Source organism: Chryseobacterium sp. AC417 (assembly GCF_979258215.1).
The window spans coordinates 978,045-989,926 of sequence record NZ_OZ409845.1; the positions used below are offsets into that span (position 1 = coordinate 978,045).

Genomic DNA, 11,882 nt, shown 5'->3' on the forward strand with positions numbered 1-11,882 from the left:
AGTTGAAAAGGATGGCTGCCGAAGCAACCATCCGAAAAAAAGATAAAAAAATTAAACAGCAGCAATACTGTCTTCCAGCATATCCATGATTCTTGAAAGACCGGCAGGCAATTCATCATTTACAGCTCTTACATGTACACCCAAAGTGTATGTTTTTTCTGTCGTTGAAGTGCTTGAAGTCGTCTTTTTATAAGAAGCAGATGCATTGAATTTCACTTTCCAGAACTTTGCACTGATAGATGCACTTCCTGCGAATTCGCTTGATACGTTTTGAGTTTCTACTGAATTCAATTTTGCATTAAAATCAATTGTAATCTCATCAATTCTTAAAGCCGGAACCGTAAGCATCGTAAGGAAAGGAACTTTTAGGTTTACAGCTGATTTAAGGAATTGCAGCGCAACATTAATGCTTGGTGGTATTTGTGTTGCAGCGGCATCAATTCTTCCCTCATCTTTCAATTGTTGAAGAGTTTTACCAAAATCGGGATTAGGAATAGATTTTTCGTAATTAAAATCTACATATCTCAACTGAGAAGGTGTGGTCACGGCCGCAGCGCCTGTTCCTGTTGTTGTACCGGGGATAAAACCTACTTCTTTGATGAAGTTGACCTGAGAAATGGAAGCGTCATGTTGTGCTTTTACAGCTGCCTGCAAAGGACCTCCGATGTAAACGCTGAAATCTAAACTGTTTAGTTCTTGTACTAAATTTGGCATAATTTTAAAAATTTAAAGGTTAAAAAATGGGTTAAATAATATATAGTTAGTGCTAGCAGACTAATATTCAAAATTGGGTAATACATTTCCTGTTTCAGTTTTTTCAAACTGAAGGCTGATAATAATAGAAATTTGTTTGGGTTATTTTTAAGACTGAAATGAACTTATTGAGCTACCATTTCTCTAGTTATTTCTTACTTCAAAGATAATAGGAGAGGGCGACAAAACTCGTCGTGTTATAATCTTTCTTATTAATTTCATTAAAATAGTTTGTGTTTTCTTGAGGATTTTTCTTACTTCAAAGATAATTTCGAGAGGCGACAAAACTCGTCGTGTTATAATCTTTGTTATTTACTTTATTTAAAAATAGTTTGTGTTTTTCTTGAGGATTTTTATTACTTCAAAGATAGTTTTGAGAGACGACAAAACTCGTCGTGTTATAATTTTCTTTATCTTTAAATTTATATTTTCGCAGTGTGTTTGCTTTTTAATGATAAATAAAGATCATTTTTTGTGTCGTCAAAAAACATGAACTGTTTTTATTTCATTTTCACTGAATCAATATAAGCTTAAAACCTTATTTGTTACATTTATAAGCAAAATAGCTTATATTTTATTTCTGATTAATTTTTGCACAATTTGATTTAAAGTTTCTCTGTTATCATCAATATAGCTCAATCCTGCCTGAATAAGATTTTCAATATTAGATCTTCTTACATTATCCATTGCGGGTGAAGCGTTTTTCAGAGAAGGATTGATACGGTAATAATTTTTTTGATTTCTCTGACCCAAAGTCTGAAACATCTGCCCAAGCTGATAATCCACGGTCTCTGCATTTGCAGACATGAGGATGTCTATAATTGGTGTTACCCAACCTATTTTCCCGGCTTTTTCCATTTTATTAAAAGAATAATTTTTAGATTCAATACCGGTTCCTATAGAGATGATGATCATATCATTCACAGTTGGATGGTTGGCTTTCTGATGATTTTTCAGCACTTCGGCAAACGGAATTTTTCTGGCTTCTGCATAAGCACAAAGTGCGGGATTATTGGCAAACATTCCTCCGTCGATCAGGCTGAAAATCTGTCCGTACATTGATTTAATTTGTACCGGACTAAAATAAGTAGGTGCAGCCGAAGTTGCTCTGCAAACGTCTTTTACGTAAAAATTATCTGTATTTAGATGGGCTTTCCATGAATTAAAAAGTTTGGCTCTTCTGTTTTCTATATCGTAACTTGTTATTAAACAAGGCTTTATTAATTCTTTTAATTCTAATTTTCCAAAAAAATCATTCAGGTTTTTTTCAAGTGCTTCCTGGAGATTTTTTCATTCAACAATCCAAAAGGATTGACCAGTCTTTCCCAAAAGGAAACCTGAAATATATTGCCGCCCTTTTCAGCGTATAATTCAAGACCTTTCTGGATAGAATATTTTGCTTTTCGTTGTTCGTCTGGACACAAAATAATCGAAGCAATCAATGCTCCCGTGCTGCTTCCTGCAACCAGATCAAAATAATCTCCAAGCTTCGCCTTTGGGTGATCATAGATCTGAAGTTGCTCTTCTATGTAGCGTAAAATAATGCAGGTAATGATACCTCTTATTCCACCTCCGTCTAAAGAAAGTAGGGTTACTTTTTTCATTTTCTCTACTGTTGTTTGGTAAAGTAAAGGTAGGAACGGAGTGCGACAGAACTCGTCGCATTAAATTATTTTCTAAAAAACAACATACCCATCTTTATCTCTTTTCATCTTTAAAAGTGTTCTCCAGCTCGTCTTCACCAATCCTTTTTTCGTCAGAATATTTTTCTTCTCAAAGTGGGGGAGATCTTTGAAAGTTTTCCAGTTTCCGCCCCAATCCCAGCCATATTTTGCGAAAATTTTCACACATTCGTACCAATCGGCAACTTGATCATTATCCCAGTCTTTTACGGTGTCCCAACTTGCCGTTTTTCCGTCGATCATCATACAGATGTCTACAGCCAGACCATAATTGTGAATGCTTTGTCCGGCTTTTGCATTGGTGACTTTTTTTCCTGAAGTAATTCTGCCAATAGCGTAGAGCTTTTCCTGCTCCTCAAAACTTCGCCATCCTTGCGTGATCCTTACCTTTGCTTTTCCGGTAAGAGCGGTGTCACATTCTTCAATGATTTTTTTCACTTCTTCTCTTACAAACGGGTGCAGCTTTTCAATTCTTTGTAGTGTTATTTTATCCATATCAAATTTTTTTTAATTGTTCTGAAAAGCAAATGTAGATGCGGAATACGACAAAACATGACGTATTTAAAATTATTTAATATAATGATTATCAGTTGATTAAATTAAATGTTAAAGTTTCAGTTAAACATAATATTCTGTTTTAAAAGTTATAGTTTTGTGTTTTAAATCAGTCATTTCTTAATCATGTATGCCTTAGTAGAGTGCAATAATTTCTTCGTTTCCTGTTATCGAAAGTTATTACTTATCAATAGTATATCGAAATTACGTAGCTAATCATTTGATTAACAATTCTAATTTTGATAACAATGTTTTGATAATTATTTTAGAACTAATTATGTGTGTTGTTTTGAATAAATAGGCTCGTAATAGGTCTTAATAAACTCTATTATGTGTTTTAACGAAAATTTTGTTTCTTAAATCTAATTGAAGACTTCCGGATAAAGATTTTTACAACCGTATCTATATCATATTCTTGTTTCGGGAAATTTTGATAGAGTTTTTCTAATTTAGAGTGAAAAGTTTTTTTTCTGTCTTGTTCATTATCAGATCCCAAATTTCGTGCTTTTTGAAGGCTAATTCAATATATTCCCAATACCGACTGTAAAAATGGGTAACATTGTTACAGATGTAATGCTTAACAGGGATATCTTCTTTTTTATATAATTCTAGGAATGTTGTTTCATCGTCAGAATCTGAGTGATTGATATTGAATTCAATATTTTTGTTTTGTAGGATAAAAAATAGAATTCTTAAATAATAAAAAATGTACTGTAAATAAAGCATCTTTAGAGTTGCTTTTTATTATAATTATGCAGTTCGCAAACGAAAAGTTAAATTAATACGTTCTTTCATTGGAATGCTGGACTTAGCAATTCTGTGTTCCCAGTGCTCCTGTAAATCACCTTTCATAATTAATAATGATCCATGAGGGAGAGGAAGGCTGTATTTACTCTGATGATGATCTACTTTTCTAAAATCAAAATTTCTTGTTTGTCCAAGGCTTACTGAAGCAATAATCGGTCGTTTTCCATATCTGCTTTCTTTATCCCGATGCCAGGCAACGGAATCATTGTGGTCTCTGTAGAGATTCAGCAAAACGCCATTGAATTGATAGCGAAATTCTTTTTCAATTCTTTCTTTTAGTGATATGAGCTCAGGTGTCCATGGATTAGCATCTGATGTCTTGTCTGCAGATTCGAAAATTTTCTTATCGCTGTACCATGCAGTGAGTCGAGGAGTCAATACAGTTTTATCATACATTTTCTGGGTACGTTGCTTCCACGGAACTGTAGATAGTAAGTGCTTTTTTAGTTGGTCAGCCTCTTTTGGATCTAGAAAATGTTCTCTATATTCCAAAAGGTTTTTTGGAAACTCATAAAGGTCTTCTGAATTAAATAAACTGAGCTGGCTCACTGTAGTATTTAGTTTAAATATTTAATACTTAATATCTTGTTTGGATAGGATTTATGGTAGTTTTAATTTTTGTTCAAATAGGAAGATTTATTTTCAAAAAGGTTCATACTGATAATTTTATCGTGAATGATATCATAAATAAGTTCCACCGAAAAACTCGAAACTTCGTACAAAATATATTTTGATTGAGAAGTGGTTCTTTCGCTGATTAAACGTCCGTGAGCAAGAGTGAAATCATACTGCGCCTGACGGTCTGGTAAGTTCTGAAAATCGTAGTAAGAGATGATCATTAAATAATGTAAGTTTTTTCTAATTGTTTTTTGAAATCTTTTCATCAAGACCTTGAATGTCTTTTCTGATTTCCAGAAACATTTCTTTTAAATTATAATTTTCAAAGTTATCAGGTTCAAAATCTTCGGGGAAAATTCCTGAGGCGTATTGCCAGACTTCTACAACTTCTCCCAGAGGAATATCATAAGGTTTATAAAAAGAGTTGTCAGCAGCAACAGTTATTGTTTTTTTATTTCTTGAGGTAAATCTTTTGTAAGAAATACCATCATTTAACGTGACAAAAACATAACTTTTATTCGGTTTCAGGTCATCAATGCTTTCAACATATTTTCCAATAATATAGGAACCATCTTTAAATGGCGGCATAGAATCTCCTTGAGCAGGAAAAGCCCTGTACTTTCCACCAGTCAGAAATGGAAGCGTAATTCTCTGTAAGTTTTCAATGTATTCAGGGTCACTGTACCCCGATAAATAGCCCATAGATGCTTTTTGAGGCACAATTTCAATACTGTTATTTCCTAATTCGTCTACCACAACAGGCAAAACAATCCTGTTATTCTGGAAGTTTTAATACATTTTCCAGCGGATATTTTCTGATATCCACCGTGAGAAGCAAATCAATACTCACATTAAAATATTTTGAAATTCTGATTAAAAGTTCGTAAGGAGCTTCAGAACGTCCATCCTCATATTTTGAATAGCGGACACGGCTCATGGAGATTCTATCCGCAAGTTCCTGTTGAGATAAATTTTTTTGAGTCCTTAAAAACCTGATGTTTTCTGAAAAAATCGACATTGATACAAATTGTATCTGCAAATATACGAAAAATGATACAAATAGTATCTAGTTTTGTAAAATGAATCGTGCGATTGTACATATGGACTTAGATACATTTTTCGTATCCTGCGAGAGGCGTAATAATGCTCAGCTTGACGGAATTCCCCTAATTATAGGAGGTGGAGATCGTGGAGTGGTTGCATCGTGTTCATATGAAGCACGTAAGTTCGGGGTCCGGTCAGCAATGCCGATTCGAATGGCGCTCAGATTATGTCCGGATGCAAAAGTAATCCGTGGCGATCATGAATTGTATTCTAATTTATCCCATACGGTTACCGAAATTATTCAGGAAAAAGTACCTGTGATGGAAAAAGCGAGCATCGATGAATTTTACCTGGATCTTTCCGGAATGGATCAATTTTTCGGTTGTTATCAATGGACTCAGGAAATTGCAGCAGCAGTAAAAAAAGAAGCAGGACTTCCCATAAGTTTTGCCCTATCTACGAATAAAACGGTCTCAAAAATAGGAACAGGAGAATCAAAACCCGTGGGAAAGTCTGGAAATTAAGGAAATGGAAGTGCAGTCATTTTTAAATCCTTTATCCATTAAGAAGATTCCAATGGTTGGCGATAAGACCTTTCAACTATTGTCAAGGATTGGAATCCGCACCATTCATACTTTGGCTGAAATGCCGGTAATTGTGCTTCAGCAGATGATTGGAGTAAATGGGAAAGAATTATGGAAAAAAGCCAATGGTATTGATGAAAACCCTGTTGTTCCATATTCGGAAAGAAAGTCAATTTCAACGGAAAGAACATTTACAAATGACACGATGGATATTATAGAATTGAAAAGGCTTATATCAGGAATGGCGGAACAATTAGCTTATCAATTGAGACAGGAAAAATGGCTGACTTCGACCGTGATCGTAAAGATTCGCTATGCCAATTTCGATACGGAAACCAAACAGCATAAAGTAGCTTACACTTCCGCTGATCATACGCTTTCGAGAATAGCACTGGAACTTTTCAATCAGGTATATACAAGAAGAATGAGACTGAGATTAGTTGGATTACGATTTACCGGGCTGGTGCATGGTAACCATCAGATGAATCTATTCGAAGATACAGAAGAGCAGATGAGTTTATACCAGGCAATGGATTATTTAAAGAATCGGTTTGGTACTGATGCGGTCGGCAGGGCATCTGGTTTTGATTTTGGAAAATAACGTATAAAACTTTCTATCATGTTTCTGAATTGTCATTCTTTTCATAGCCTTCGTTATGGCGCTTTATCTGTAGAAGAGCTGGTACGGCAGGCACATTCTTTAGGTATTAAGGAATTAGTATTGACGGATATCAATACCATTACTGCGATTTATGATTTCAAGAAGGAATGTGAAAAAGTAGGAATTAAACCTGTTGCAGGAATTGAAGTCAAAAAAGAAAACAGACTGCTTTACATTGCTATTGCAAAAGAGTTCTCGGGAATTGGTGAAGTCAATAAAGTGTTGACAGATTACAACTGCCATGGAGCTGAACTTTCTGAGGTTGCCCCTATATTTAAAAACGTGTTTGTGGTATATCCGATTGATAATATTCCTTCAAAGTTGAAAGACAATGAGTTTATTGGAATTCTGGAAGAAGAGCTGAATCTTTTGATCCGTCCTGAATTTAAAATGCTGATTCCGAAAATGGTGGTCCTTCATCCTGTTACTTTCAGTAATAAAAAAGAATATAATCTTCATAGGGTCTTAAGGGCTATTGACAACAATACTTTACTATCGAAACTGTCTGAAGAGGATGTTTGCAGGAAATCAGAGTATTTTAAATCTGGAGATTCGATTATCAAGGCTTTTCAAAGGTATCCTGAAATCATAAAGAATACCGAAAAATTGTTGGAAACCTGTAGTTTTGAATTTGATTTTGAAAAAGTTAAGAGTAAGCAATACTATACTAAGTCCAAAGAATCTGATGTTAAGCTTTTGAGAAGGTTGGCATATTTGGGGTTGGAGAAACGTTACGGAAAGGACAATGAAACCGCAAAAATAAGGGTAGAGAAAGAACTAAAAGTAATTGATGAACTTAACTTCTGTTCTTATTTTCTGATCACTTGGGATATTGTACGATACAGCAACAGAATGGGATTCATGCATGTTGGTCGTGGAAGCGGAGCCAACTCCATTGTCAGTTACTGCATAGGAATTACTGATATATGTCCTTTGGAACTTGATCTATATTTTGAAAGATTCCTAAACCTTAACAGAAAAAGCCCTCCGGATTTTGATATCGACTGGAGCTGGCAGAACAGGGATGCGATTCTGGAATATATTTTTAACCGTTATGGGAAAGATCACGTTGCTTTCTGTGGAACCAATGTGGAGTTTAAATACAAATCAAGATTTAGAGAAGTTGGGAAAACTTTTGGGCTGCCTAAAGATGAGCTGGATGAACTGACTAAAAAAACTATGGAAGTTCATGAGACGAATTCGGTTGTTCAAACAATCCATACATACGTTAAGTTAATGGAAAAATTTCCGAATCAACGAAGCATGCACGCTTGCGGAATTTTAATTTCTGATGAGCCTATTACTCAGTATTCCGCACTTGAAATGCCGCCAAAAGGATTTCCGATTGTTCAGTTCGATATGAATGTAGCGGAAGATATAAAATTAGAAAAATTTGATATCTTGTCCCAAAGAGGACTTGGAACGATAAAGGATACCGTAGATCTTATCAAAAAAACAAGAGGAATTGATGTGGATATCAGGGACACAAAACTTTCCAAAGATGAAGAAAAAGCTAATGAATATTTGGCTATAGGAAGAACAATTGGTTGTTTTTACATAGAATCTCCTGCGATGCGTGGGCTTTTAAGAAGATTAAAATGTGATAATTACAGAATCCTCGTTGCAGCTTCTTCTATTATCAGGCCGGGCGTAGCACAGAGCGGTATGATGCGAGAATATATTTTCAGGCATAATCATCCGGATCAATTTCAGTATTTCCATTCTGTTTTTGAAGAAAATTTGAAAGAAACCTATGGAATTATGGTGTATCAGGAAGATGTTATCAAAATTGCCCAGTATTTTGGCGGGCTTACTCATGCCGATGGCGATATTCTCCGAAGAGCGATGAGCGGAAAAGAGCGATCTATTGAAAAATTGAACGAAGTAAAAGTCAATTTTTTTAATTCCTGTAGAAATCAAGGGCATTCGGAAGTACTTACTGCTGAAGCTTTTCGCCAGATTGAATCTTTTGCAGGATATTCTTTTTGTAAGGCGCACTCGGCATCATATGCAGTGGAAAGCTATCAAAGCTTATATCTGAAAGTATATTATCCATTGGAATTCATGGTTTCCGTCATCAATAATCAGGGAGGGTTTTATCGTACAGAAGTCTATATTCATGAAGCAAGAATGTCTGGAGGAAATGTTCAGGTTCCCTGTGTGAATTCAAGTGAATTTCAGACTTCGTTAAAGGAAAAGAATATTTTTTTAGGGTTAATGCTTTTGGATGGGTTAGAGACAAAAATTGCCTATGAAATTGTTGAAGAACGGGAAAGGAATGGAGATTATAAATCCTTACAAGACTTTATTAAACGTATTCAGATCGGTATCGAAACGATCCAAACCTTAATATTTATCGGCGCATTTCGTTTTACAGGTAAACCTAAAAACGAATTGCTTGTAGAAGCTAGAGTATTATTAGTGAATTTTAAACCAGAGAATCGAGGCTTACTACTAATTGAAGAACCTGTTCAGCAGTTTAAGCTTCCGGAATTAAAAAGAGAAAGTTTTGAAGATGCTTTCGATGAGATTGAATTAATAGGTTTTCCGGTTTCATGCAGTCCTTTTGATTTGTTGCAAACTAAATATAGAGGCTCCGTCTGCGTAAAAGATTTATTGAAGTTTCATAAAAAACAAGTGAAAATGCTGGCTTATCTGATTGCAAGAAAACATGTCCCAACCAGAAAAGGAGAAATGTATTTCGGAACCTGGATTGATGTGAATGGAGATTATTTTGATACAGCGCATTTTCCGGATAGTCTGAAGCAGTATAATTTTCAGGGAGGTGGATGTTATTTGCTTTTGGGAACGGTAGAAGTCGATTATCATTTTCCGACCATTACCATTCATAAGATGGCAAAAATGCACATGATTCCTGATCCTCGTTATTCCTATGATAAAGAAAAACAATATGATATCCACCGGCAGATTAAAGAAGATGTGAGTATGACCTCCCGAAAACCTTATCCGCAGGCTCATGAAATTGGATTACCAAGAAATTTAAAAATATAAATTTATGTGTACCGTTATAATATCATAATATAGTATTGATAACAATAAGTGGGATCTGTTGGTTATTTGTTTGGGTTGCCGTATATGGTGTATTGATTTTTTTTAAGTTTGTTTGAAGAAGACACCCAAAACCAACATTTACCGGTGATGAGAGTGATGGATGCGATGAATAAAAAATATGGCAAAGATAAGGTGCGACTCGGAAGCATGAGTGGTAAAAATACTTGGGGACACACTCAGATGTCTCCCGAATACGAAGCTTTTCTAAAAAACAATACACTTCCCGAGGCGAATTTCAGATTCCACTAAGAATTTAGTTTAAAAGAGGAGATTTGTTTTCAAACTTGTAAACATCAGGCTTCCATCATCCAACTTTCCGCAAAATTATTTCTTCTTTTCATACTTCCAATTTCTTCCTTTGCCTTCTGAAATCCATTCCAGAGCCTGTTCCATTCTCTTGTTTCGGGTAGTTTCTGTTTTAGCTTCTGTGATCCAATGGATATATTCTTTTCTGAATGAGACAGAAGCTTTTTCAAAAAATTCTAACGCTTTTTTGTTTTGATTTAAAACATTTTTAAAATATTCAGGAATTGCAATTTCCACCTTTGATGGTGCTGTTTTTTTAAGCTTAACACCCATTTCGGTGAGTTCCATTGCTTCCAGAATAATTTTTTTAAGCTGAGGTTTTGACGGCAGATCTTCCAATTTGGTAATCTTGCCCAAACTGAACATATTGGTTCTTTCTACCTCTGTTTCAAGGTTTTTTAATGTCTGCATTGCATCATGCAGCCAAAATCCCATACTGCAATAGTGTTTAAATGACACCATCGAGCAGAGAATTTTTCCCTTGTACATAAAAGTCGGAAATTTCCATTTGATAGCTTCTTCTGCATCGGGACAAAACTCATGAAGAATTTCTCGGATATAGATTAAAATTGGCTTCGCAAAATCCTGAGATTGTTCTATGTATTCATCAACTTTTGGGCTGTACTTTTCCATTTTTAAGCAAATAATTTTACGGTTTCATTCACAAGAAATTTCACCTGATCTGGTCTTCCGCGGTCTGTTTTAGGTAAATTGTTATAGCTTCCGGTTCTCACGATCACCATTTTGTGCTCCGGAATCATGATGATATACTGACCTTGAAGACCAAGGAAGTAATAATGTTTAATAGGATTGTCATGGTTAATCCACAATCCCATGCCGTAGATTTGATTTGATTTTTCTGTGGGAGTTCTCATTTTTTCAATGAAATCTAAATTTAGGATCTGTGCATTACCCACTTTTCCGTCATCTAAAAACAGCTGTCCGAGTTTTGCAAAATCTCTGGAATTGGAATGAATACAGCAATAGGTTTTTTCCATTCCGCTTTCGTCCACGCTCCAGTCGGCATTTTTTTCCATTCCCAACGGAATCCAGAATTTTTCTGATAGGTAACTTGATAGAGATTGATTGACTGCTTTTTTTACAGCAAATCCTAAAAGCTGAGTTGAGCCACTTTGATATTCAAATCTTTCACCAGGTTTTTCTTTAAATTTTCTTGCAAATGTAGCTTTCATCAGACTTCTTCCATAGTAAGCCCGAGCATTGGGAAGAAAAGGGTTTTTGTAGTTTTCATCCCAATCCAGACCATGATTCCATTTTTGCAAGATGATGTAAATTTAGATCTTTACCGAAAGGTTTGGTTTTAAACTCATCATAAAATTCAGAAAAATTCTGGTCGATATTTTTAATCTTTCCTTCTTCCAGAGCTTTCCCGTACAGCATGACTGTAATTGCTTTTGCCATTGAAAAAGAGTTGGTTTTAGAAAGTGATGTGTAACCGTTCCAGTATTGCTCATGTAAAAGCTTCCCATTTTTGATTACTAAAAATGATGCAGTATTAGAATGAAAAAGATCGTCAGAAATATGTTTTGGAAGTTCTTTTTTATTCAATTCAGGGTCTTCTTCCCAGGGTTTGGGTGTAGCTGTAGCTATAAGATTACTTCTGAAAAATTTTCCGTCATCAATATTGGCGCTGGATTTTCCACGGAGATACGTTTTAGAAATTCCGCTAAAAAGATAGGCATATCCCAAAAGATAAATCAAAGCAACCAAAGCAATGATCAACGCGATAAAATATATTACAATTGTCATAATGAACGATCTTTAACAAATTTAAAATAA

At 35.1% G+C, this 11,882-nt stretch carries 14 protein-coding genes and 2 pseudogenes; 3 read left to right on the forward strand and 13 right to left on the reverse strand.

Features of this window, described 5'->3' with window-relative positions; genetic code table 11:
- Positions 1 to 51: 51 nt before the first annotated feature.
- The 10 genes and pseudogenes from ACZZ9T_RS04755 to ACZZ9T_RS04800 all read right to left on the reverse strand — a co-directional run bounded on the left by ACZZ9T_RS04755 (position 52) and on the right by ACZZ9T_RS04800 (position 5,433).
- Positions 52 to 714: a DUF2589 domain-containing protein gene (locus ACZZ9T_RS04755; RefSeq protein ID WP_463430232.1), complete on the reverse strand. Its 663-nt coding sequence runs from the start codon at positions 712 to 714 to the stop codon at positions 52 to 54.
- Between the two features lie 606 nt (positions 715 to 1,320).
- Positions 1,321 to 1,812: a patatin-like phospholipase domain-containing protein gene (locus tag ACZZ9T_RS04760; RefSeq protein WP_463441137.1), complete on the reverse strand. Its 492-nt coding sequence runs from the start codon at positions 1,810 to 1,812 to the stop codon at positions 1,321 to 1,323.
- Positions 1,813 to 2,013, reverse strand: a pseudogene (locus ACZZ9T_RS04765) (patatin-like phospholipase family protein); the annotation flags it as partial.
- Positions 2,010 to 2,357 (reverse strand): patatin-like phospholipase family protein, encoded by a 348-nt coding sequence (locus ACZZ9T_RS04770; protein WP_463441138.1) that lies wholly within the window; start codon positions 2,355 to 2,357, stop codon positions 2,010 to 2,012. The gene ACZZ9T_RS04770 and the pseudogene ACZZ9T_RS04765, both read right to left, overlap by 4 nt.
- 72 nt (positions 2,358 to 2,429) lie before the next feature.
- On the reverse strand, positions 2,430 to 2,930 hold the full coding sequence (locus ACZZ9T_RS04775; protein ID WP_463441139.1) for a M15 family metallopeptidase: 501 nt from the start codon (positions 2,928 to 2,930) through the stop codon (positions 2,430 to 2,432).
- A gap of 504 nt (positions 2,931 to 3,434) precedes the next feature.
- Positions 3,435 to 3,716, reverse strand: coding sequence for a DUF7829 domain-containing protein (locus ACZZ9T_RS04780; protein WP_463441140.1), 282 nt, complete (start codon positions 3,714 to 3,716; stop codon positions 3,435 to 3,437).
- A gap of 24 nt (positions 3,717 to 3,740) precedes the next feature.
- Entirely contained in the window at positions 3,741 to 4,346 is a 606-nt protein-coding gene (locus ACZZ9T_RS04785) for an alpha-ketoglutarate-dependent dioxygenase AlkB family protein (RefSeq protein ID WP_463441141.1), read from the reverse strand.
- Between the two features lie 62 nt (positions 4,347 to 4,408).
- Positions 4,409 to 4,636 carry a hypothetical protein gene (locus ACZZ9T_RS04790; RefSeq protein WP_463441142.1) on the reverse strand — a complete coding sequence of 76 codons (228 nt, stop codon included), beginning with the start codon at positions 4,634 to 4,636 and terminating at the stop codon, positions 4,409 to 4,411.
- Between the two features lie 19 nt (positions 4,637 to 4,655).
- Positions 4,656 to 5,171, reverse strand: coding sequence for a S24 family peptidase (locus ACZZ9T_RS04795; protein ID WP_463442981.1), 516 nt, complete (start codon positions 5,169 to 5,171; stop codon positions 4,656 to 4,658).
- Positions 5,172 to 5,190: 19 nt separating this feature from the next.
- Positions 5,191 to 5,433: a helix-turn-helix domain-containing protein gene (locus ACZZ9T_RS04800; RefSeq protein WP_463441143.1), complete on the reverse strand. Its 243-nt coding sequence runs from the start codon at positions 5,431 to 5,433 to the stop codon at positions 5,191 to 5,193.
- 61 nt (positions 5,434 to 5,494) lie between these two features.
- On the opposite strand from ACZZ9T_RS04800, the pseudogene dinB reads away from it, so the two are divergent.
- The 3 genes and pseudogenes from dinB (at position 5,495) to ACZZ9T_RS04815 (ending at position 10,025) form a co-directional block, all read left to right on the forward strand.
- Positions 5,495 to 6,644 (forward strand): annotated as a pseudogene (gene dinB / locus ACZZ9T_RS04805) (DNA polymerase IV).
- Positions 6,645 to 6,662: 18 nt separating this feature from the next.
- Positions 6,663 to 9,716: a DNA polymerase III subunit alpha gene (locus ACZZ9T_RS04810; protein ID WP_463441144.1), complete on the forward strand. Its 3,054-nt coding sequence runs from the start codon at positions 6,663 to 6,665 to the stop codon at positions 9,714 to 9,716.
- Positions 9,717 to 9,824: 108 nt separating this feature from the next.
- Positions 9,825 to 10,025, forward strand: coding sequence for a DUF4113 domain-containing protein (locus tag ACZZ9T_RS04815; RefSeq protein ID WP_463441145.1), 201 nt, complete (start codon positions 9,825 to 9,827; stop codon positions 10,023 to 10,025).
- Between the two features lie 75 nt (positions 10,026 to 10,100).
- Here the strand turns inward: ACZZ9T_RS04815 and ACZZ9T_RS04820 are convergent, their stop codons facing one another.
- Genes ACZZ9T_RS04820 through ACZZ9T_RS04830 form a run of 3 tightly spaced genes read right to left on the reverse strand, consistent with a single transcriptional unit; the run spans position 10,101 to position 11,852 of the window.
- Positions 10,101 to 10,715, reverse strand: a complete 615-nt coding sequence (locus ACZZ9T_RS04820; RefSeq protein ID WP_463441146.1) for a YdeI/OmpD-associated family protein — start codon at positions 10,713 to 10,715, stop codon at positions 10,101 to 10,103.
- 2 nt (positions 10,716 to 10,717) lie between these two features.
- On the reverse strand, positions 10,718 to 11,365 hold the full coding sequence (locus tag ACZZ9T_RS04825; protein WP_463441147.1) for a serine hydrolase domain-containing protein: 648 nt from the start codon (positions 11,363 to 11,365) through the stop codon (positions 10,718 to 10,720).
- On the reverse strand, positions 11,331 to 11,852 hold the full coding sequence (locus ACZZ9T_RS04830) for a hypothetical protein (protein ID WP_463441148.1): 522 nt from the start codon (positions 11,850 to 11,852) through the stop codon (positions 11,331 to 11,333). The genes ACZZ9T_RS04825 and ACZZ9T_RS04830 overlap by 35 nt, the downstream gene beginning before the upstream one ends.
- Positions 11,853 to 11,882: the final 30 nt, after the last annotated feature.

Excerpts from the sequence above, each read along its gene's own strand:
- ACZZ9T_RS04755 (WP_463430232.1), bottom strand. The coding sequence starts at position 714 with ATGCCAAATTTAGTACAAGAACTAAACAGTTTAGATTTCAGCGTTTAC.
- ACZZ9T_RS04760 (WP_463441137.1), bottom strand. The coding sequence starts at position 1,812 with ATGTACGGACAGATTTTCAGCCTGATCGACGGAGGAATGTTTGCCAAT.
- ACZZ9T_RS04770 (WP_463441138.1), bottom strand. The coding sequence starts at position 2,357 with ATGAAAAAAGTAACCCTACTTTCTTTAGACGGAGGTGGAATAAGAGGT.
- ACZZ9T_RS04775 (WP_463441139.1), bottom strand. The coding sequence starts at position 2,930 with ATGGATAAAATAACACTACAAAGAATTGAAAAGCTGCACCCGTTTGTA.
- ACZZ9T_RS04780 (WP_463441140.1), bottom strand. The coding sequence starts at position 3,716 with ATGCTTTATTTACAGTACATTTTTTATTATTTAAGAATTCTATTTTTT.
- ACZZ9T_RS04790 (WP_463441142.1), bottom strand. The coding sequence starts at position 4,636 with ATGATCATCTCTTACTACGATTTTCAGAACTTACCAGACCGTCAGGCG.
- ACZZ9T_RS04800 (WP_463441143.1), bottom strand. The coding sequence starts at position 5,433 with ATGTCGATTTTTTCAGAAAACATCAGGTTTTTAAGGACTCAAAAAAAT.
- ACZZ9T_RS04810 (WP_463441144.1), top strand. The coding sequence starts at position 6,663 with ATGTTTCTGAATTGTCATTCTTTTCATAGCCTTCGTTATGGCGCTTTA.
- ACZZ9T_RS04820 (WP_463441146.1), bottom strand. The coding sequence starts at position 10,715 with ATGGAAAAGTACAGCCCAAAAGTTGATGAATACATAGAACAATCTCAG.
- ACZZ9T_RS04830 (WP_463441148.1), bottom strand. The coding sequence starts at position 11,852 with ATGACAATTGTAATATATTTTATCGCGTTGATCATTGCTTTGGTTGCT.